This window comes from Pseudoalteromonas sp. CST2, assembly GCF_028599385.1.
Lineage (GTDB): Bacteria > Pseudomonadota > Gammaproteobacteria > Enterobacterales > Alteromonadaceae > Pseudoalteromonas > Pseudoalteromonas atlantica.
In genome coordinates this window covers 25,058-47,522 of sequence record NZ_JAQREO010000003.1, presented here as the reverse complement: position 1 = coordinate 47,522, position 22,465 = coordinate 25,058, and the positions used below count along the sequence as shown (strand labels likewise).

17 protein-coding genes are annotated in these 22,465 nt (G+C 41.0%); 8 read left to right on the top strand and 9 right to left on the bottom strand.

Annotation, left to right across the window (positions count from 1 at the left end):
* Nucleotides 1-335: 335 nt before the first annotated feature.
* The 3 genes from PSH41_RS05070 to PSH41_RS05060 all read right to left on the bottom strand — a co-directional run bounded on the left by PSH41_RS05070 (nucleotide 336) and on the right by PSH41_RS05060 (nucleotide 5,286).
* A complete protein-coding gene (locus PSH41_RS05070; RefSeq protein WP_273588582.1) occupies nucleotides 336-2,372 on the bottom strand; it encodes a S9 family peptidase in 2,037 nt (678 codons plus the stop codon).
* A 363-nt stretch (nucleotides 2,373-2,735) separates the two neighbouring features.
* Entirely contained in the window at nucleotides 2,736-3,470 is a 735-nt protein-coding gene (locus PSH41_RS05065) for a 5-oxoprolinase subunit PxpA (protein ID WP_273588583.1), read from the bottom strand.
* Nucleotides 3,471-3,489: 19 nt separating this feature from the next.
* Nucleotides 3,490-5,286 carry a glycoside hydrolase family 3 protein gene (locus tag PSH41_RS05060; RefSeq protein ID WP_273588584.1) on the bottom strand — a complete coding sequence of 599 codons (1,797 nt, stop codon included), beginning with the start codon at nucleotides 5,284-5,286 and terminating at the stop codon, nucleotides 3,490-3,492.
* Nucleotides 5,287-5,843: 557 nt separating this feature from the next.
* On the opposite strand from PSH41_RS05060, the gene PSH41_RS05055 reads away from it, so the two are divergent.
* Entirely contained in the window at nucleotides 5,844-6,053 is a 210-nt protein-coding gene (locus tag PSH41_RS05055) for a cold-shock protein (RefSeq protein WP_004587186.1), read from the top strand.
* A gap of 121 nt (nucleotides 6,054-6,174) precedes the next feature.
* Nucleotides 6,175-6,930 carry a substrate-binding periplasmic protein gene (locus PSH41_RS05050; protein WP_337946890.1) on the top strand — a complete coding sequence of 252 codons (756 nt, stop codon included), beginning with the start codon at nucleotides 6,175-6,177 and terminating at the stop codon, nucleotides 6,928-6,930.
* A gap of 96 nt (nucleotides 6,931-7,026) precedes the next feature.
* Here PSH41_RS05050 and PSH41_RS05045 read toward each other — a convergent pair whose 3' ends face one another.
* From PSH41_RS05045 to udk, 3 genes are all read right to left on the bottom strand, one after another.
* Entirely contained in the window at nucleotides 7,027-7,728 is a 702-nt protein-coding gene (locus PSH41_RS05045) for a substrate-binding periplasmic protein (protein WP_248450080.1), read from the bottom strand.
* Nucleotides 7,729-8,082: 354 nt separating this feature from the next.
* The gene (locus PSH41_RS05040) at nucleotides 8,083-9,306 is read right to left on the bottom strand and encodes a NupC/NupG family nucleoside CNT transporter (RefSeq protein ID WP_004587189.1); all 1,224 of its coding nucleotides are present in this window, start codon (nucleotides 9,304-9,306) and stop codon (nucleotides 8,083-8,085) included.
* 17 nt (nucleotides 9,307-9,323) lie between these two features.
* Nucleotides 9,324-9,953: a uridine kinase gene (gene udk / locus PSH41_RS05035; protein WP_004587190.1), complete on the bottom strand. Its 630-nt coding sequence runs from the start codon at nucleotides 9,951-9,953 to the stop codon at nucleotides 9,324-9,326.
* A 194-nt stretch (nucleotides 9,954-10,147) separates the two neighbouring features.
* On the opposite strand from udk, the gene PSH41_RS05030 reads away from it, so the two are divergent.
* The 5 genes from PSH41_RS05030 (at nucleotide 10,148) to PSH41_RS05010 (ending at nucleotide 14,381) form a co-directional block, all read left to right on the top strand.
* A complete protein-coding gene (locus PSH41_RS05030) occupies nucleotides 10,148-11,365 on the top strand; it encodes a phosphopentomutase (protein ID WP_096042662.1) in 1,218 nt (405 codons plus the stop codon).
* A gap of 15 nt (nucleotides 11,366-11,380) precedes the next feature.
* Nucleotides 11,381-12,082, top strand: coding sequence for a purine-nucleoside phosphorylase (gene deoD / locus PSH41_RS05025; protein ID WP_004587192.1), 702 nt, complete (start codon nucleotides 11,381-11,383; stop codon nucleotides 12,080-12,082).
* A 394-nt stretch (nucleotides 12,083-12,476) separates the two neighbouring features.
* Nucleotides 12,477-13,220, top strand: coding sequence for a ferredoxin--NADP reductase (locus PSH41_RS05020; protein WP_273588585.1), 744 nt, complete (start codon nucleotides 12,477-12,479; stop codon nucleotides 13,218-13,220).
* Between the two features lie 92 nt (nucleotides 13,221-13,312).
* Nucleotides 13,313-14,044 (top strand): nuclear transport factor 2 family protein, encoded by a 732-nt coding sequence (locus PSH41_RS05015; protein WP_273588586.1) that lies wholly within the window; start codon nucleotides 13,313-13,315, stop codon nucleotides 14,042-14,044.
* Nucleotides 14,045-14,060: 16 nt separating this feature from the next.
* Nucleotides 14,061-14,381, top strand: a complete 321-nt coding sequence (locus PSH41_RS05010) for a hypothetical protein (RefSeq protein ID WP_004589283.1) — start codon at nucleotides 14,061-14,063, stop codon at nucleotides 14,379-14,381.
* Nucleotides 14,382-14,961: 580 nt separating this feature from the next.
* Here PSH41_RS05010 and PSH41_RS05005 read toward each other — a convergent pair.
* A complete protein-coding gene (locus PSH41_RS05005) occupies nucleotides 14,962-15,840 on the bottom strand; it encodes a tetratricopeptide repeat protein (RefSeq protein ID WP_024032988.1) in 879 nt (292 codons plus the stop codon).
* Nucleotides 15,841-16,498: 658 nt separating this feature from the next.
* Between PSH41_RS05005 and katG the strand changes: the two genes are divergently transcribed.
* Nucleotides 16,499-18,679, top strand: a complete 2,181-nt coding sequence (katG, locus tag PSH41_RS05000) for a catalase/peroxidase HPI (protein ID WP_273588587.1) — start codon at nucleotides 16,499-16,501, stop codon at nucleotides 18,677-18,679.
* A gap of 1,232 nt (nucleotides 18,680-19,911) precedes the next feature.
* Here katG and PSH41_RS04995 read toward each other — a convergent pair.
* The gene (locus PSH41_RS04995) at nucleotides 19,912-21,513 is read right to left on the bottom strand and encodes an ABC-F family ATPase (protein ID WP_083901829.1); all 1,602 of its coding nucleotides are present in this window, start codon (nucleotides 21,511-21,513) and stop codon (nucleotides 19,912-19,914) included.
* Nucleotides 21,514-21,699: 186 nt separating this feature from the next.
* The gene (locus tag PSH41_RS04990) at nucleotides 21,700-22,434 is read right to left on the bottom strand and encodes a substrate-binding periplasmic protein (protein ID WP_264391099.1); all 735 of its coding nucleotides are present in this window, start codon (nucleotides 22,432-22,434) and stop codon (nucleotides 21,700-21,702) included.
* Nucleotides 22,435-22,465 lie beyond the last annotated feature (31 nt).

Sequence of the window (22,465 nt, the reverse complement as noted above, 5' to 3'; positions counted from 1 at the left end):
GTGCAAAATCCCCCTATTAAAAGGCTGTTTTTAGCTGTTTTACTAAGTATAAGTAAAATAATAAACCGAAATTTTACTAACCTGGTGCCTTTATAAAACAATTTTTTACTAACTGAGTGCTTATAAACAGTGGCTCAAACCGATTTTTTACCAACTCAAACGATTAAAATTACAATAAACCGAAATTTTACTAACTGAAAAACACCTAAGTCCGATATGGATAAGCTCAAAACTGTAAAGGGGGTTTACAGTTTGGCATTAATTAACCTAAGCGTTGGTAATTACAAAAAAAATAGCCACTTAGGTGTGGCTATTTTTAAACCTAAACACGGAACTTATTTTTTGTTTGAGTGTTTATCAAACCACCATTGAATGTAGGCTACCTTGGTCATTAAATTAGAAGGGCGCGCCGTAATACCGTGTGATGCATTAGGAATACGCACCATGGCGGTATCAACACCTTGCAACTTAAGGGCTTGATAAAACTGCTCGGTTTCAGAAATAGGGGTACGGTAATCTGCCTCCCCTGTTAAAAGCATAGTGGGCGTTGTTACGTTACCTACATAGCTAATAGGTGAGCGTTTCATGTAGTGCTCAATATGATCCCAAGGTTTACCTGGGAACCAGTAATCGGCAAAAAATGGATAAAAGTCGGCAGTTAGTACAAAGCTGATCCAATTAATCACGGGTTTAGCCACCACTGCTGCTGCAAACCTGTCGGTGTGCCCTACAATCCATGCGGTTAATACACCACCGCCAGAGCCACCTGTTACAAATAGTTTAGACTCATCAATAAAGCCTTTCGCTATTAGCGCATCAACGCCGGTCATTAAATCGTCAAAATCGTTACTTGGGTAATTATGATGAATTGTTTGGGCAAACGTTTTACCGTATGAGTCACTGCCTCGTGGGTTCATGTATAAAACCACGTTTCCTTTGGCTGCAAACAATTGCACCTCGGTACTAAAGTGAGGGCCATAATTAGCCACAGGGCCGCCATGAATTTCTAATACAAGTGCGTATTTTTTTGATTTATCAAACTCAGGTGGGTATGCAATCCAACCTTGAATTGGCAGCTGGTCGTGGCTCGATTTAAGCCAAATCTCTTCTACGTTGGCAAGTTCTTTATCGCCTAACGCATCGGCATTGAGTGTAGTGAGGCGACGAGCTTTGCCTCGTTCTATAGTGGCTATATCTGCAGGGCGCTGAGTATCGGCAAGTGTAAAAGCAATTTCGCCATCTTCGCTTACATCAAAATCGCCGCCCGAATAAGGACGACCAAACGCAACGCTACCTATTTGCTCGGTGAGCACTTTACGCTTACCACTGCGTGGTTGGTAGGCAAGGGCGGTTTTGCCTTCGTCTGCGTAGCTAAAGTAAACTCCTTTTGAATTGGCACTCCATTTAATTTGCCCCACACTTCTATCAAAATTAGGGGTTAGGCTTTTTGTATCGCCCGTTTTTAAATCACGAATATAAAGCTGCGTGTTTTCGTAATTGGTGCGTTTATCATCATACCCTGTAAAGGCTAGGTAACGCCCATCGGGAGATACTTTAGGCTGTTGGTCAGGGCCGTTTCTATTGGTAATGGCAGCAATTTTTAAGGTGCTTAAATCAAGCTGGTATATTTCACTATTAGTGGGCTTTAGTTGATTTTGCTCATGCCGATTGGCCGAAAAATAAAGGCTGTTGCCGTTTTTACTAAAGCTTACTTCGCCGGCGTTATTAAACTCATCGTGTGTGAGCTGCTTTGCATTGCCGCCATTTGCATCTATTGCAAATAATTGGCTAAAACCTTTTTGGCTATAACCGCCTCCGTCGGCACGGTAGTATACATCGTCTATAAATTTAGCAGGTTCTGCCCATGTAGCGCCTTTAGGCTTGCCAGGTAAGTTAACAGGTGGTGCACTGCTACTTGGTACAAACATACTAAAAATAAGCTGCTGAGAGTCGGGATGCCAGGTAATTGCGCGTGGGCTGCTGGTTAGGTTACTAATTTTTGCTACAGCACCTGTTTTAAGCCACTTCATATAAATTTGACTGCTGCCATCGCGGTTAGATATAAATGCAAGGCGTTGCCCATCTGGCGATAGTACCGGGGAGTGATCCATATGCACGCCCGAGGTAAGCGGTTGCAGTTGTTTAGTTTTATAATCAACTGACCAAATATTACTGACTTTACGGTCCGTTTTTATATCCATACGGTTACGTACAAAGTACACCGTTTTACCATCGTCTGTTATATCAATTTGATTGGCGTATTCAAGGTTAAACACATCTTGTAGCTGTAATGTGTTGTCCTTTGCAAAAGCTAACTGGCTACTACCAAGTAATAAACTGCTACTTAAACTAAGTGCTAAAAGCGTCTTCATTTGTATTCCCTGTTGTGGTTTTTGTATATGTAGTTATATGTCAGTAGGAAAGGGATGAAAAGCGCGATGCGGTGAAACTATAATTTAATATCCGTTTAAGTAAAGCATGGTTATTTTATAGAAATAAATAGCGGGCTTACTGCGTTAAATTTTTTATATGCAACGCCATGTATTACTGCGCTGTGTTACTTATGCAATGGGACTTGTGCTGTGTTGTTGCGCTTTTTTAATGTGATATTAGGTTTTACGTGATTGAACTTAATGGAGGTTAAAGCTGTAAAGCCCCTTTACAGCTAAAAATTTTTAAAGTGAAACAAACACGCGTTTTGTAGCTTGAGGCTTAATAACTAGTTAAAAGCAAGGTTAGCTTGCTGATGCACACAGTGATTTAATTTCTTTAATAAGAGCAATACCGGCTGCGTTATCGCCATGTACGCACAAACTGTTGGCATTTAAGTTCAGGGTGTTTCCTGAGCGAGTGGTTACACAACCCTCGGTTAATAGCTGTTTTACTTGTGCTAAAAGTGCTGGCTTGTCGTGAACGCTGCCATCAAGGTGGCGAGATACTAAATGCCCTTCGTCTGTATATTGCCTATCAGCAAAGGCTTCTAAAATAAGATCTACACTTAAACTATTGGCGGCAAAGGTGTGTTTTGCAGAGTCTTTTGTGGCTAATAGCATAAGCTTTAATGGTGCAGGGTAGTGCGCTATGGCAGTAATAACAGTTTGTAAAATATGATCGTTTTTCATCATGTCGTTATATAAAGCACCATGTGGCTTAACATAGCTAAGTGTTAAGCCCTGTACTTTAGCCATGCCATCAAGGGCGGCAATTTGGTAATGTAAGCAATTGGTCAGTTCTTGCGCGCTAAGCGCCATAGAGCGCCTGCCAAAGCCTTGTTGGTCGGGGTAACTTGGGTGCGCACCTATTTGTACATTGTGCTGCTTTGCTAAATACAACGTATCGGCTATTACATCTGGGTCTCCACCATGAAAACCACACGCAATATTTGCCATATCAATATGAGGCATTACCTCATCATCTAATCCCATTTTCCATGCGCCAAAGCTTTCGCCTAAATCGCAATTCAGTTTCATTTTTTATCCCTTGTTATTATTATTTTATGGTAACTGGCAGTACGCCATGAGCGTGTGCATTGCCTAACAATACCTTAGCAAGCGCTGTAAACGCAGGCCCTGCAACAGCATTGTTTTTATCTGTATCTATATTATACGCATAAGAAGCAAGAACTGCATTAGCTCTGCTGCCAAACTGCGCTATGTCGTAGGGGGCACGTAAACTTATAAATATTGTTTTTTTATTCACTGATGCAGCTATATCCAATAAAGATGACAGCGCTTTAGGTTGCTCAGCGGTGTTGAGTGCAAAGCGAGGGTCGTCTTTCAAATCATCCATTCCTCCAATCTCTACAGCGCTTTGATTAGGCGTAGCGTTGCCTGCAATAACAACATCTGCATTTTTAATTAAGCTACGCGCCTTTACAGGGTCAAACCCTTGTAAACTACTGCAACTATATTTAAGCGCCGCAGTACTTATAGCGCTAAGCGCTTGCTGCATGGCCATGCATTTTCGGGTATCGGGCATAATAATATGGATGTGTTGCCCTTTGCTTAAATTAAGAGGCAATGCATTATTGTTATTTTTAACCTCAGTAATAGCATTTACGGCAAGCTCAGCTTCTATTTTGCGATGTGCTTGAGAGCCAATAATATCTTTTGCTTTAGCCAAAGTGCTTAATGGGTCTAGCTGTGTGGTTAATTTAAATTTATTTTTTAAAGCGGTTATACGTGCAGCCGATTGAGCCACTTCTTCTTTACTGAGTTGTTTATTATTAACAGATGCGACTAATTCATCCATTAGTTTGTCGAGTGCGTTTAAATCAGCCGGTGTTCTGATCTCTATTGGCATAAGCGCTAGGTCAACGCCTGCTGCAAAGGTATTGATTACCGCTTGGGTTGGGGTGAAAAAATGACTAATGCCAGCCATATCTAAAGCGTCGGTTACCACCACACCTTGATAATTTAACTCCCCTCTTAAAATGTCAGTAATTATAGTACGCGACATAGTGGCGGGTTTTATCATGCTTTTGCTATCAACACTTACAAACGTACTATTATCGAGTTGTGGGTATTGAATATGCGCCGTCATAATCATACCTGGGTTTTGCGTGGCAATTATGTGTTTAAAGGGAGCTAAGTCTTGTTGGTATATGTCTTCTTTGGAGTGATTTACTTGTGGTAACCCTGTGTGGCTGTCTACGTTGGTATCGCCGTGCCCTGGGAAATGCTTTAACGATGTAATAACGCCGTTGCTCTCAAATCCTGCCACTTGTGCTGCGCCTAGCTTACTGACAAGCGCTGGGTTTTCACCAAATGAGCGAACATTAATTACCGGATTGTCGGGGTTCATGTTTACATCTACCGTAGGGGCATAGTTAACATTAATACCTAACGAATTAAGCTCTTTAGCTATAACAGTGGCAGTTTGGGTTGCGTATTGAGTGCCATACTTTTTATAAGTTGCACCAATAGACATATTACCAGTAAATGAAGTGGCTACATCGCGTGGTAAACGCGCTACTCGGCCGCCTTCTTGGTCTATCGAAATAAATAACGGCAGCTTTGAACTTGATTTACTCGCCGCAGCTTGTAATTGACTATTAAGGGTAATGGTTTGCTCAATAGATTGGGTGTTTTCAGAAAATAAAATTACACCACCAATATTATGCTTAGCAATGGCCGCTGCTAGTTCATCAGGTAGGGTAGTAACCGGTGTTCTGCATTGTTTGCTTGACCCTTGCTGACAAAAATAGCGTAAATCGAGAATTAGTTTTTGCCCCAATTGTTGTTCAAGAGACAGTGTAGGCTTAGCAAAAGAAGATTGTAATGGCATTAAACACCCAGATAAAAAAACAACAGACGAAATAAAGCATTTATTTAGCAAAACACACTCCAACGCTAAATAGATAAGTGGCAGTAGCTTATCTATTTTTGTGTACAACTGCAAAGTGCAGCTGTTTGTACACACAGGGTAAATTGTAAGGCGTGTATCATGGCTGAATACGTTTTATCTAAATGGTGAGTAGGTGTTAAATTAGCTGTACTCATTGCCGCCGTTTTAAAAACTAAAGATTAAATAGTTCATTGTTTTAATTGGCCAGTTAACTATTAAAGCCGCGCAGGGGTTAAGCTATAGGCTAGCCACGGGAGTTATTAAAGGCTAAGCACAAACACTATTTATTGGCTGCATTACTATAAAGGCTTGACATAAATAGTTAACTCTATATAGTAGGCCGCAGCTAGAAAGAAAGCATGTAATTTATAAATCTCCATTTCGTTGTTGTATAAGTAATACTTGTAGTACCGTCCTGAAGTTTTTAAGTACCATCTCATTTTTTGCTACACCCGCTCTTATGAGCATATTTTTTATTTTTATATCAGGATATTACAATGTCTAACATCGTATCAGGTACAGTTAAGTGGTTCAACGAGTCTAAAGGTTTTGGTTTCATCGAGCAAGAAAACGGCCCAGACGTTTTCGCACATTTCTCAGCAATCAAAAGCGAAGGTTTCAAAACTTTAGCTGAAGGCCAACGTGTAGAGTTCACTCTTTCACAAGGTCAAAAAGGTCCTCAAGCGGATAACATCACTCCGTTATAATTTTTACTTTTAAAGTAAAAATAAAAAAAAGCGCTTAAGGCGCTTTTTTTGTGCCTAAAATTTGACTGTAAAATAGCGCCATCTATCATTTAATAATATAAATTAATGTAGTGGTGCGGTTATTCTAAAACTCTTTCCTTTTATTGCTTGTTTCTTCTTTAGCACGTTTACTTATGCAAACCATTTTAAGTTAGTTATTTATACAGATCAGTTTGCACCTTATAATTTTATAAACGAGCACGGTCAACTTGTTGGCGCTAACTACGATATAGTCAACGCACTGTGTATTAAAGCAGAAGTAGAGTGCGACTTTAAAGTCATGCCTTGGAAGCGTGCCGCAATGCTTGTGCATAAAAAGCCTTATTCAGCCATTTTTTCAATGGCGCAACATACTAACCGAATTCCTTTATTTAATTGGCTTGGTCCGTTAACTACTGCACGAACCTATTTTTATAAGTTAAAAAGCCGTCCTGATGTCACTGTAAATACCCTTAACGACACCACTCTTTATTCGTTAGGCATGGTAAGGGGAGATATATATCAATCATTGGTCAAAAAAATAGGGTTTGTAAATGGGCAAAACTTAATGACGTTTGGTGAAGAGCAACAATATATTCAGCTTTTTATAAACAATAAAATAGATCTTATTTTAGGCTCGGAGCACGTTATTTATAACCAATTAAAGCCTTATAACGTGAGCTTACTTGATGTAGAGCAACTCACTGAGCTACCTGTAAGTAACGACCTTAAAGATAATTATTTAGCGTTTAATAAAGCGGTGCCGAAGCACATAGTAGATCGCTTTCAACACGCCTTTAAAGTGCTAAAACAAGAGCGCAGTCTCGATTCGTTCATAGCGCCATATAGCAATAATTAATCACTAAGCCCCTATTTTAAATTTCATTACTTAGCCACTAATTAACGTAACTAAGCGTTAAAACTGCGCTTAAATAAGCAAGGTTTAGCTTAGGTGCTAGGGTAGCCCTTGGGAATTTTTAAGTGTGTAAAAGGCTTTTTGTAGCGCGTTTATATAGCGCATATCGGTGTTTTTATTTGCTGCTAAATAGGCATCTACCTTGAGTTCTTCTACATTATATATGGCTTTAAATTGAGCGTCAGGGGTGGGCAAATACTGACTTATTTGATGTATTAGTTCGGGGTCATCAACAATTAAGTCTACTTTTTTGGCAACTAATAACGCATACGATTTTTGTATATCGGTGGTTAGCACAACTTCAAAACCCAAGTTGGTTAATATATCAGTAGAAAAGTCGTTACGTTGCATCGCTATTTTGTATTTTTTTGCTTCCTCAGTATTGTTAATAATTATGTCGTCACGCTCTTTAAGCGCAACAAAAGCAAGTTCAAAATGCGAGACTGGGCCTATCCAATGAAAGTTGTTTTCTCGCCCTTTGGTGCGCGCTATGGTGTAAATAAAGGTGTTTTGAATAGTGCTGGCAAGTCTAAATGCTCGCGCCCATGGGTACATTTGTATATCGGGCGTTAGGTTAGCCTTTGCAAAAATAGCCCTTATAAACTCAGTGCCTTTGCCTGTCACTTTTCCATCAACGAGTATTTGATCGGGCGGCGAGAGTTCCGTGACAACTAAAAGAGGGTCAGAGCTTGCGTAGCTATTAAAAAAAACAAACAACAATACTAATAAAAGTTTACGCATTTATATAAATCGACTTATCAACAGCGGCTATTTTATGAGTGTGCTTAAAGGTAGAACATCAATAAAACAGTAGGTTACATTAGGATAAACCTAATTGTGGCCTAAAATTTATAATTTACCACTTTTCAATAATACAAATTTATCGCAAAAATATAAAAAGCCATGTGCGTATATGTACTTAAAGGTAAGAAAGAGAAAGTAGTTATTAAAAGGAAGAATATATTTATAAGGGCCCTAAAACGATAAAAGGGCCTTGCGGCCCTTGGTGAAGTATCGTTCAAGTCAGATAGTGCTTTAACCCCTTAAAGTACTATCTTCTTGTTTTGCAACACCGGTGTTCATCTCATTAAGTTTCTAAGCTAGCGAGAGGAAAAACCCAGCAATTGCTGCGCTCATAAGGTTAGCCATAGATCCTGCTAACACTGCTCTGAGCCCTAAGCGTGCGATATCCTTTCGCCGACTAGGCGCCATACCGCCTAATCCACCTAGTAAAATAGCTATCGACGATAGATTAGCAAACCCACATAACGCAAATGTTACAATTGCTTGAGTGTGCGCACTTAACGTATCGCGATAATTTATAAAGTCTAAGTAAGCAACAAATTCATTTACTACTAACTTTTGACCAATAAAACTACCTGCTATGATTGCTTCATCCCACGGTACGCCAAGTAACCATGCAACAGGAGCAAATACATAACCTAAAATTTCTTGTAGCGTTAAAGTAGGGTAATCAAACCACCCACCAATACCGCCTAGTAAACCGTTTAATAACGCTATTAATGCTACGAAAGCTAATAGCATTGCGCCCACATTTAGCGCTAAATGCATGCCGTTAGCTGCGCCTGATGCTGCTGCATCAATAACATTAACGGGCTTGTCTTCATCGGTGTCTAAATCAGCAAGCGTATCTTTAGGTGTTTCGGTCTCTGGCACAATCATTTTGGCCATTAAAAACCCACCTGGTGCAGCCATAAAGCTGGCGGCAATTAAATACTTAAGCTCTACACCAATAATTACGTAACCTGCCATTACAGAGCCTGCTACCGTGGCTAAGCCACCTACCATTACTGCAAACAACTCAGACTTAGTCATGGTTGCTATAAACGGCTTAACAATTAAGGGTGCTTCAGTTTGGCCTACAAATATATTAGCCGTTGCTGAGAGCGATTCTGTGCGCGAGGTTTTCAATAGTTTTTGTAAACCGCCGCCCAGAATTTTAATTATCCAATCCATAATGCCAATGTGGTAAAGCACAGCAACAAGTGCTGAGAAAAACACAATGACCGGTAAAACTTGAATAGCAAAAATAAAACCGAGTGTATCTTGCGAAGCAAGTGGGCCAAATAAAAACCCAATCCCGTCGTTTGCAAAGCTAATTACCGAAGAGACGGCACTAGACATACTTGCTAACACATTTTTACCTGCTTCAAAAAACAGTACAAACCCACCAATAACTACTTGCATAGCAAAGGCTATTGCTACGGTGCGTAAGTTTATTGCTTTACGATTAGTCGAAGCCGCAAAAGCAATACTTAGTAGTACAAACATGCCTACTAAGCTCATAAATGTTGTCATACAGATGTTTCCCGTTATTATTCTTGTAGTAAATACTTAATTTTACTTTTAATAATATCAATCGCAACGCGGTTCATTCCGCCTCGAGTCACAACCAAATCAGCGTTATGCTTTGAAGGCTCAATAAATTGATAAAACATCGGTCTAACAGTTGCTTGATATTGCTCAACAACAGATTGTAATGTTCTGCCTCTTTTTTCCATGTCTCGTTGCATACGACGCATTAAGCAAATATCAAGGGGTGTATCTATAAATACCTTAATATCAAATTCTTTATTAAGTGCTTTATCACTTAATAATAAAATACCTTCTACTATTAAAATTTTAGCTGCAGCAACGCGACGAGTTTCATCGCTTCGTGTGTGTTGTGCATAATCATAAGTAGGTACTTCGACAGAGTTACCACTACGAAGTTGAGTTAAATGTTCAAGCATTAACTCATGTTCAAATGCATCAGGATGGTCGTAGTTAGTTTGCGTACGGTGTTCCATAGGCAAATGCGACTGATCCTTGTAATAAGCATCTTCTTCAATAATGGCGATAGCGCCTGGTTCAAGCTCATTAACCAACTCATTGTAAATAGTTTGGCTAAAAAGAGATTTGCCCGACGCTGATGCGCCAGCAATAGCTATAATAGTTCGTGTCACTAAAGTTCTCACCCACACAGAAAGGAAAAGTTGTTTGGTTGATCACAATAGCAAAAAAGACACGAATAATCTCTTTTGCTTTGCTTAAGAACGCAAATTTATAATGTTTAGCTTTTATGAAACAGGACTTATGTCCTGTACGGAAAATTCGATCAGCGGATAAAGTAACCACCTAGAAGCAAAGTGAGGTCAACATGGCAAGAGCAATCATCTTAATGGCAGACAGCCTAGGTATAGGCGCAGCACCCGATGCAGACAAATTTGGTGATGTTGGAGCAAATACACTCGCCCACTTATTAAAAGCATACCACGACGAAACGGGTAAAGCCTTATCGTTACCTAATTTATCTAAATTAGGTTTAATCGATGCCTGTGAGGCAGCGGGCGGTGAAACGTGTTTAGTTTCTGAGCGTCAAGCATCGCAAGGTGCATGGGGTTATGCAAAAGAGCTTTCAAGCGGTAAAGATACGCCATCAGGGCACTGGGAAATGGCCGGCGTACCTGTGTTATTTGATTGGGGCTACTTCCCTAAAACACAGCCGAGTTTTCCACAAGAATTTGTAGACGAATTTATAGCCGCTACCGGTATACCTGGTATTTTAGGCAACTGCCATGCATCAGGCACTACCATATTAGAGCAGCTAGGCGAAGAGCACGTAAAATCAGGCAAACCAATTTGTTACACCTCTGCAGATAGCGTGTTTCAAATTGCCGCACACGAAGAGTCTTTTGGCCTTGAGCGCCTTTACGAAGTGTGTGAAATTGCCCGCGAATTACTTGATAAACTAAATATAGGCCGTGTTATTGCTAGGCCATTTTTAGGCACAAGCAACGCAGATTTTGCCCGTACTGGTAATCGTCGCGATTATTCAGTATTGCCGCCAGCACCGACCCTATTAGATGTACTATCTAAACACGGCGGTGAAGTAATAAGCATTGGTAAAATTGCAGATATATATGCACACCAAGGCATTACCCAAAAACACAAAGCCCCAGGGCTGATGAATTTGCTTGAAAAAAGCAGCGAAGTATTAGCAAGTGCGCCAGATAACAGCTTAATTTTTACCAATTTAGTTGATTTTGACGAAAAGTTTGGCCACCGTCGCAACCCAGTTGGCTATGCAAAAGCGTTAAAAGAATTTGACGATTACTTACCAACTATACTAAACCAATTAAATGCAGATGACGTGTTAATGATCACTGCAGATCACGGCTGTGACCCAACCTTTCCAGGTTCAGAGCACACCCGCGAATATGTACCAGTTATAGCTTATCAACCGGGCATGCAAAATACCCCGCTTGGCGAGCGCAATAGCTTTGCAGATATAGGCCAAACCCTTGCACAGTGGTTTAACTTACCTGCACTTGAATACGGTGACGGCTTTTTAAATAAGCTAAACGCGCCTAAATAAAAAGGAAAACAATTAATGAGTACTCCGCATATTAGTGCAAACGTTGGTGACTTCGCTGAAACAGTATTAATGCCGGGCGATCCGCTTCGTGCACAATACATTGCTGAAAACTTTTTAGATGATGCAGTACAAGTAACAGGCGTACGTAACATGTACGGCTTTACAGGCACATACAAAGGTAAACCTGTAAGTATTATGGGTTCGGGCATGGGCATACCATCTATGTCTATTTATGCGCGTGAGTTAATTGTAAGCTTTGGCGTTAAAAATATTATTCGTATTGGTACCTGTGGTGGTATTGGTACAGATATTAAAATTCGCGACGTAATTTTTGCACAAGGCGCAAGCACCGACTCAAACGTAAACCGTGCACGCGTTCGTGGTTACGATTTTTCAGCAATTGCTAACTTTGACCTACTTTTAAACGGTGTTAACGCCGCTAAAGACCTAGGCATTAAAGCAAAAGTAGGTAATGTATTTACTACCGATACCTTCTACCAAGCTGACGACACATTCTATAAAGACCTAGATAAACTAGGTGTACTAGCTGTAGATATGGAAACAGCAGGTTTATATGGTGTAGCTGCAGAGTATGGTGCTAACGCAATGGCACTATTTACCGTAAGTGACCACGTGATCACCGGTGAAGCAACACCAGCAGATGAGCGCCAAAGCACATTTAACGAAATGGTTAAAATTGCTTTAGAGTCTATTTAATAAACGCAATTTTATTAAATTAGCAAACAGTTCCTTGGTAACGTATTCACTAAGTTTTGGAGACACGCCCAAAGTGAAGTGAGACTAAACCCCCAAAGCCGCATTTTATGCGGCTTTTTTTATGCCTATAAAAGCGGTGTTTTCAAAGCGCCAGCAAGCTGCACAGCACGAGCTAACCGCGTAGCTGGAGTTCACCTCGCGTTTGGTATTAATTTCATCGCGGCATAAAGCCGCTGCTACTCATCTTTTTAATCAAACTAATGTTATCCAAAGTAAAAGCACTACGTTTAAAAAGTCACTACACCCAGTGTCACTCTTACTTAGTTAATGCTAGTGTATAAATTACAACCATTTATTGTTTTTGTTGTTTAACCGTTAAGCTATGGAGTTGACTATGTCTAACTGGGTAGATGCAACCGTAAAAAAAGTAACATGGTGGAGCGATACACTTTTCAGCCTGGTAGTAAACGCAAGCGTAGAGCTATTTAAAGCAGGGCAGTTTACTAAGCTCTCGATTATGGAGGGCGATAAACGTATTGCTCGGGCATACTCTTATGTAAACGCGCCTAATAACCCCGATTTAGAATTTTACCTTATCAATGTAGAGGGCGGCTTATTATCGCCTAGGTTGGCGCAATTAAAACCAGGCGACACTGTATTAATAGAGCAACGTGCCACAGGTTTTTTTACCTTAGACGAAATACCGCAAAGCGAGCAGTTATGGATGCTAAGTACAGGCACTGCAATAGGGCCGTTTTTATCTATTTTGCAGCAACAAGAGGTATGGCAAAAATACACACAGATTAATTTAGTGCACGGCGTACGTTTTAATGCCGATTTAAGCTATCAAAATCTTATACACACCCTAATAAACGCACACCCTACACAACTTAACTACATTCCGGTTGTAAGCCGTGAGGAGCCAGAGCAAGGTCTGAAAGGGCGTATAACTACAGCAATTCAAAACGGCGAGCTATTTAGTAAAGCCTCTAGAACCCCAAGCCCGAGTAATTCGCAATTTATGATTTGCGGTAACCCACAAATGGTAAAAGACACCACACAGTTACTTTTAGACAAAAACTTTAAACGAAATCGTCGCAGAGACCCAGGGCACATAACGGTTGAGCAGTATTGGTAAAGTGTATAACAATCATTTAATTGCTACCCGAAAACGCTCAAATTTGTTATGTTGCAGCATTAACAGCGTTATATGTTCATATTAGGAAAGTTATGAAATCGTTATCTATTATTTTTGCCTCGCTTATTGCCACTGTTACCCTGATCAGTTATGCAGCAGAGCAAACCGAAGAGACTCAAGAAGAGCAAAAAAGTACCGAGCAAGCGTCAAGCTCTGCTCAAGCCAGCAATTCACCAACAAAAGCAAAAGATGAAAAGTTAAACACGCTTGAGTACCAAGCCCCAGAGCTTAAAACGCCAACAGTAGATACTGCTAAACTTGACGACTCAAAAGTACTGGGTAGCGAAACCCCAAAACCGGTAGAAAAACCAAAAAACAAAGTAGAAAAAGCAGCAGCTGTGGCCGAGGCAGAAAAAGCGGTAACGCAAGCCAAAGAGGCATTAACCGCTAAGCAGCAAGCTAAAGCTAAGCAATCTCGCGAGTCGCTTGCTGTTGTAGAGCAACTAGTAGAAGCCTATAACGCACGTAATATTGAACAATTTATTCGTATGTATGATGAAGATGTAGAGTTTTATATTTTTCCTAATGAGCTATTATTTAAAGGAAAAGAAAAACTAATAGCCCGTTATGGCTTAATGTTTAAAAAATTAAAGTGTATTAATAGCTCGCCAATAAAGCGTATTGTGCACGGCAACATAGTAATAGACCACGAGCTATCAGAAACCTGTTCAACAGACGAAAACGTGGTAGATAAACGCTCTGAGTTAGTATCGAGCTACCAAATAAAAGACGGAAAAATAATCCGCGTATTATTTTTTAGATAATTATAAAAGGCATACTATGCAGTTAGCAGACGACAAAAAAATTCGCTTAATGTACCGCGTTGAGCCAGGGTGTTTAGGACCACAGGGCGCAGATCACATAGAAGACTTTTGTCGTTATGCTAACAAGCATATTAAATCACCTTATTACGGGCAATTTTTGTTTTTACCACGTTTTGACAAACAAAAAGATGAGCGTCAATACAGTGTAAAAAACCGCAATCTATCGCGAGTGCAAGCCAAGGCCTATTTAAACCACTTTGAAATTGATATAGATACCTTCGAAGAGCAACTCGACGAACTCCTCACCAAAGCCATCGATTTATACTTCAAACGATAATTATAAACGCCTGAATACAAGTTTTACCCTGTAGCTAATTTTGCCTGTAGATGCCTAGTTTGCTCAGGGAGGTGCGTATTTTCTCATTAATTGCCCCACAGAGGGCATTTCACGCTACACAGAGAAAACAGGCATTGGTGAGTTACTTCTTTGTGATGAGATAATCACTTTTAAACAAAAGCAGTGCGCGTCTAACACTAAATTCAAATACTGTTTTGTAGACCGAGTTCTTACTTATGTGATCATTTATTAAATCACTTATTCTCTAGCTCTAAAAGCGCAGCGTCTCTTAACCTCTTTGTGAATCATTGGCTTAACTTGTTTTCACCACAGAGGGCACAGAGGCGCTTCGCGCTACACAGAGAAAGCACAGGTATTGGTGATTTATTTCTTCCGTTTTTCTCCTGTTCTCCTCCTTCACTTCTCGGTGGTGAGATAATCACTTTTAAACGAAAGCACGAGCTAACTACGTAGCAGCGAGTTTACCTCGCGTTTTATATTAAACTTTTTCGCGGCATAAAGCCGCTGCTACTGCTATTGTGGGCTTCGCACTTTACGCCAATAACGCGCCTACAAAACTCTAGCTACCCGCTACTATGGTATTAAAGCTGTCGTTGTCGTGTAGGCTAGCAAATGCACTTTCGTGTAGTAGCTCATTACGTAAGTTTGGCGAGTATTCTAGGGCCATTTTTATATCGGCTAATGCATCGGCATGTTTGTGTGTAAGTGCATACGCACACGCACGCTGCCAGTAGGCATAGCCGTAGTCGCTATCTATATCAATGGCTTGGTTACATAACTCAATGGCTTTGGCGGTCTCGTTTAGCTCTAATAATGCATCGGCTTTATAGGCAATGGCTTCTACATCCTCTGGCTTACGTTTTAAAATTTCGTCAAATATTTCTATTTTGTTTGCAAAGTCGCTTTCTAGGTTTGCGCGCATCCATAACGAGTGCACCTCGTTAGTGACCGATATACGCTCTTGGTTACTGAGTATTTCTTCTGAGCGTACACGCAGTTTTTCTTCAAGAATCTTTAAGCGATCTTCGTACTCGTCAGTGATCACACTGACACGCGTATTTACAATGTCTTCTACTTTATTTTTAACATCGCGCAGCGAGTTCCAGCCTACTAAAACCAAAATAGAGGCCGTAGCAGTAATAATAAAAAACACGTTATTAATAGTGTCGGTGGTGTAAATAAGCGCTCTGTCGGCGGTGTCTAATTGGGCGTGTGTAACTTGTTTTGTCACATCTTCGCGTAATTGTTGTTGGTCTTGGCGAACGGCTTTTAACTCATCAAGAATATAGCGTTCTAAAAGCGGTTTATACATGGGCTCATTTAATTGCGCTAACGCTTGTTGCTGTTGCTCTTCTGTTGGTGCAGCAGATTCTTGGGCATTAACAGTATTTAAAAGCGAAACAAAACAAACAAATAGAATAGTTATATAAAAACGCATGGGTACGCCTAGTTAATTATTAGTGACTAATCGCACTTTAACATGCAAGGCTTATTGGCACTAGGGCGTGTTGGCTTTGAACATTAAACAAGTTAACAAAATCATACAACTGTTCACATAGCCTCAAAGGATTCTAAATTTTAGGCAAAAAAAAGCCAGCCCAATGTGGGCTGGCAAAACTGCTTAAAACAACAATAAATTGTCGCAGGGAAATAACAGGAGTGAGTGGTCATAATAATCAAGTTAATCTGAACATTTACTTAATTATTCAAAATAGATTTCAATAAGTTATAAAGTAAAGGTGCATTGGGCTTAGTAATGCACCTTTATAAACAACTTTAATTTCATGGTGAAGGGGGGTATTCCAATGTGCGCTTAATTAAAAGCCACTTTCAAACCCTTCACATACCATTACGCGTTATCTATTTAATCCGATCACACTAATTGTGGTGTTTAAACTGTATTCATTAAACCAATGGTTTCAATCGATTTAATTCAAGTTAATACGCTGGCGAATGTAATATTAGGGGTCTATATTGTTTCAGCAGTAAATAAAAATTATGCGCAAAATTAATAAACCTTAGCGTGCTACTTTAAATGTAAGCGCTGGGGCTTGAGTAAAATAGTTAAACTCTTCATTTAAAGTAAGGAGCTGAAAATGAGCAGCACTAAATCGGGTCAATGTCCCGTAATGCACGGTAGTAACTCAGTTATTTCTAAAGTAAACACAGATTGGTGGCCAAATACTCTAAATTTAGACATTCTTCATCAGCACGACACAAAATCAAACCCCTACGGCACAGACTTTGACTACGCCGAAGCATTCAAATCTCTAGATTTAGACGCAGTAAAAGCAGACCTAAAATCCTTTATGACCGATAGCCAAGATTGGTGGCCTGCCGATTGGGGCCATTACGGCGGCTTAATGATCCGCATGGCATGGCACTCTGCGGGTACGTACCGATTATCAGACGGTCGTGGTGGCGCAAGCACCGGTAACCAGCGTTTTTCGCCGCTAAATTCATGGCCAGACAACGCAAGCCTAGATAAAGCACGCCGCCTATTGTGGCCAATCAAGAAAAAATACGGTAACAAACTATCGTGGGCCGACCTATTTATTTTAGCCGGTAACATGGCATACGAATCAATGGGCTTAAAAATTTATGGCTTTGCAGGTGGCCGTGAAGACATTTGGCACCCAGAAAAAGACATTTACTGGGGCGCAGAAAAAGAATGGCTAGCACCGAGTGATGAGCGTTACGACAACGTAGAAAAACCCGACACCATGGAAAACCCATTGGCTGCGGTACAAATGGGCTTAATTTACGTAAACCCAGAAGGCGTTAATGGTATACCCGATCCGCAAAAAACCGCGCAGCACGTACGTGAAACATTTGCTCGTATGGCAATGAACGACGAAGAAACCGCAGCGCTTACTGTAGGCGGTCACACGGTAGGTAAAACCCACGGTAACGGTAAAGCTGAGCACTTAGGCCCAGAGCCAGAAGCGGCCGATGTACACGAGCAAGGCCTAGGCTGGAACAGCACTAAAGAAGGCGGCTTTGGGCGAAATACTGTAACGTCGGGCCTAGAAGGCGCGTGGACTACCCATCCAACAAAATGGGATAACGGCTACTGCCACTTACTATTAAACTACGAGTGGGAACTAACTAAAAGCCCAGCAGGCGCGCACCAATGGGAGCCTGTAAACATTAAAGAAGAAGATAAGCCGGTAGATGTAGAAGACCCTTCAATTCGTTTAAACCCAATGATGACCGACGCCGATATGGCTATGAAGGTAGACCCAATCTACCGTAAAATTATTGAACGTTTTAACAACGACTTTGAGTATTTTTCTGATGTGTTTGCCCGCGCGTGGTTTAAACTTACGCACCGCGACTTAGGCCCTAAAGCGTGTTACCTAGGTAAAGATGTACCAAGCGAAGACCTAATTTGGCAAGACCCAATTCCAGCGGTTGACTACACCCTATCTGATGACGAAATTAGCGAGCTAAAAGCACAAATTCTTGATTGTGGCATAAGCGCAACCGATTTAATTACTACAGCATGGGATAGCGCACGTACGTACCGTGGCTCAGACCGCCGTGGTGGTGCAAATGGCGCGCGTATTCGCTTAGCTCCGCAAAAAGATTGGCAAGGTAATGAGCCAGAGCGCCTAGCAAGCGTACTTAGCGCCCTTGAAAAATTTAAAGCAGGTTTAGCTAAGCCTATCAGTATTGCAGATTTAATCGTATTAGGTGGCACAGCGGCTGTAGAGCAAGCTGCAAAACAAGCTGGTGTTGATGTAACTGTACCGTTTGCGCCAGGTCGCGGCGATGCAACCGACGAAATGACCGATGCCGAGTCGTTCGAACCGTTAGAGCCAGTACACGACGGCTTTAGAAACTACCTTAAAGGCGACTTTAGCGTATCGCCAGAAGAGCTACTTTTAGAGCGTAGCCAGTTAATGGGTCTAACTGCACCAGAAATGACCGTACTGTTTGGCGGAATGCGTGTTTTAGGCACAAACTACGCAGGCAGCAAACACGGCGTATTTACCGATAACGTAGGTGCGCTTTCTACCGACTTTTTTGTAAACTTAACCGACATGGCCAACAACTGGAAACCGTCTGAGCCAGGTGTTTACAACATTGTTGAACGTAAAACAGGCACCATAAAATGGACCGCAACACGTATAGATTTAGTGTTTGGTTCAAACTCTATATTACGTGCACTAAGCGAATTTTACGCACAAGACGACAACAATGAGCGTTTTGTACATGACTTCGTAAATGCATGGGTAAAAGTAATGAACGCCGACAGATTTGATCTTAAATAAATCAAAATTATAGGCACAAAGGGGAGCAACATAGCTCCCCTTTTTTATTATCTAAATTTTAGTTCGTGGCCTGTAGGCACAGAGCTTGTTCAGGGTTGATGTACAGCTTTTCATTAATTGTAAATTAAATACCACCACCGAGGACACAGAGGCGCTTCGCGCTACACAGAGAAAACACGGTGATTGGTGAGCCATTTATCCTGCTCTTCTCATTCACTTCTCGGTGGTGACATAATCACTGTTAAACAAAAACAATGCGCACCTAAAAACTATGAACTAACCACGTAGCAGGAGCTTACCTTGCGTTTGGTATTAAATTTTTTCGCGGCATAAAGCCGCTGCTACTCATTAATTCAACCACAGAAGCCACAGAGGCGCTTCGCGCTACACAGAGAAAACACGGGGATCGGTTAATCACTTCTTCTGCTCTTCTCATTCACTTCTCGGTGGTGACATAATCACTTTTAAACAAAAGCAATGTGCGCCTAAAAACTATGAACTAACCACGTAGCAGGAGCTTACCTCGCGTTTGGTATTAAATTTTTTCGCGGCATAAAGCCGCTGCTACTCATTAATTCAACCACAGACGGGGGTTGGTTAATCACTTCTCCTGTTCTTCTCGGTGGTTAATTTGGCTTGTAAGCGCGAAGCTTGTTCATACGAAAGGCAAAGCATCTCATTATTCAAACGATGTATTGCACAAAGAGAAAAAATGAGGAGTGAAAGTTGTAGGCGCGAAGCTTGCTCGCGCAAGATGCTTGTTACTTCTCTAAAGCGAAGCGCCTCTACACCTCTTTGTGATTGTATTGGTTTAATATTTACGCGCTATCGCTCGTTACGCCAGCAAGCTGTGGGTCTACAAGGTAAGGTATGGCTCTGGTGTTAATGTTAACATTGTGGGCACCAAGCTTGTTCAGGGGTGATGTACAGCTTTTCATTAATTATAAATTAAATACCACCACCGAGGACATAAATGCGCTTTGCGCTACACAGAGAAAACACGGTGATTGGTGAGCAATTTCTCCTGCTCTTCTCCTTCACTTCTCGGTGGTGACATAATCACTGTTAAACAAAAACAATGCGCACCCACCTATTTAAACACCCACAAAAAAAGGCGCTAAACAGCACCTTTTTAAAATGATTTAGGCTTTATTTTTAGTTTTTGAAACCTAAAAGCTTAAACCTAAAAACTTATACCTAAAACAGACGCGATATAAAATCGCTGCTACAACTTAAGCGATTTTTTTCTCTTCGATGCTAGCTAGGTATTCGTCAAACGTACCCTGAAAATCAATGACCTGCTTGTCTTTAATATCAATAATACGTGTTGCTAAAGATGATACAAACTCGCGGTCGTGGCTTACAAAAATAAGCGTACCCGCAAAGTCTTTAAGTGCATTGTTTAGCGCTTCAATGGCTTCCATATCCATGTGGTTGGTTGGCTCGTCCATTACAAGTACATTTACGTCTTGCATCATTAGCTTACCAAACAACAAACGGTTTTTTTCACCACCTGAACAGTTACGCGCTTTTTTGTTTGAATCGTCGGCGGTAAACAACAAACGCCCTAACATGCCGCGTACCATTAAATCGTTATGCTTGGCTGTACGCCATTGCGACATCCAATCAAATAACGTTAAATCGTTATCAAAATCTTTTGTGCTGTCTTGCGGGCAGTAGCCAAAGGTCGCATTTTCTGACCATTTAATTTCGCCTTCATTACTTTTAAGCTCGTTTACTAAACAGCGTAAAAAGGTAGTTTTACCCACACCGTTTTCGCCAATAACCGCAAGCTTCGCGCCAGCTTCTAGTAAAAAGTCGCCGCCGCTAAATAGTGTTTCGCCATCAAAACCGTGGCCAAGTTTATTAACTTCAAGCGCTTGGCGGTACATTTTTTTGCCTTCGTCAAAACTTAACGATGGGCTCATACGGCTTGACGCTTTAACTTCATCAAGCTTAATTTTATCCATTTTTTTAGCACGCGAACTGGCTTGTTTAGCTTTAGAGGCGTTAGCACCAAAACGGTTAACAAAGTCTTGAAGCTCGTCAATCTCAGCGCTTTTTTTAGCGTTTTCGGCTAATAATTGTTCTCGCTGTAAGCCTGCCGCTTCTAAAAACTTCTCGTAGTTACCTGGGTAAATACGCAGCTCACCGTAATCAATGTCAGCCATGTGAGTACATACCGAATTTAAAAAGTGACGGTCATGCGAAATAATAATCATGGTGCATTTACGTTTATTAAGCTCATTAGCTAGCCACGTAATGGTATGAATATCCAAGTTATTGGTTGGCTCATCGAGTAGCAGTATGTCTGGATTTGCAAACAGCGCCTGCGCTAAAAGCACACGTAATTTCCAACCTGGGGCAACGTTTGCCATTAACCCATAATGAAACTCTTTATCTATACCCGCTTCTAATAGTATTTCTTCAGCGCGGCTTTCGGCTGTGTAACCGTCCATTTCGGCAAAAACGCTTTCAAGGTCGGCCACTTTCATGCCGTCTTCTTCGCTCATTTCGGGTAATGAGTAAATACGGTCGCGCTCTTGCTTTACTTTCCAAAGCTCTACGTCGCCCATAATTACGGCATCTACAACGCTGTATTGTTCAAACGCAAATTGGTCTTGGCTTAGGTTACCTACTTTAAGCCCTGGCGTAATCGACACATTACCCGCACTTGGCACAAGCGCACCGCTTAAAATTTTCATGAAGGTCGACTTACCACAGCCGTTAGCGCCAATTAAACCGTAACGGTTACCGTTACCAAATTTAGCTGAAATGTTTTCAAACAACGGCTCTGCGCCAAACTGCATCGTAATATTTGCGGTGGAGATCAAAAAGTTAGTCCTAGAATGAGTACTGACAGGGGCCAACTGCAGCAAAACGCCACAAACAAGACCAAGCAATAGGGTAAATTAGCTGGCGAATTATACAGATCCCCCCATGGTAATGAAAGGTAAAAGATACATACCTAAAATGGCAGCACGTTAGGTTATGAATCTATATAAGTGTAAAGCCGCGGGTTAATAGGGTTTGTAAATGCGCTCTATGGCCGCTTTATTATTTTTAATAAGGCGATTAATTACAGCGACTTCGTCAAGCGTGACCGACTGTTTACTCATCATAAAATGTACGCCATTAACATTAATAGCTGGCGCCGTTTTTACCGGCAAAATGGTGTTGTAGCGCTTAGCAAAATATTTTGCGACAACAGAGTCGTCAATCACGTAATCAACTCGCTTTTTGTTAAGCATACCAAAGCGCGTATTTGCATCCGCGGTAAGTACTATTTGGTTGGGGTAGTGTTTTCTTATTTTTTCAAACTCAGCGCCAAAAAAGCTGCCTCTGTTAACGCCAACAATAAAGCCACGTTCAAAAAGCGCCGCCAAATTAATTACATCTTTAGCGTTTTCATGCTTATAAAGCAGCATAACTTCATCGCGATATACATCAGTAAAATAAGAGTACTCGGCGCGCTCTTTTGTATAACTTGCCGCAAAGGTAATATCAATATGGCCTGTTTTTAGCTCTTGCTGAACCCGCGATAAGCTCGGAAAATAAACCCACTCAATACAAAAAGGCGAATTTTTAAAAACAGCGTTAACCGTATCTACCTCTGCGCCTACAAAGGCGTTGCCTTGTTTAATTAAATAGGGCGCCCAGTTGGTTTCGTTGGTGCCCATTTTTAGCGTTTTAGTGCATGCCAGCACATTAAATTGCGCAACCAAAACTATAAACGCTAACAGAAACATTTTCATAAAACGTCCTTTTATACCAATCCGCATAATT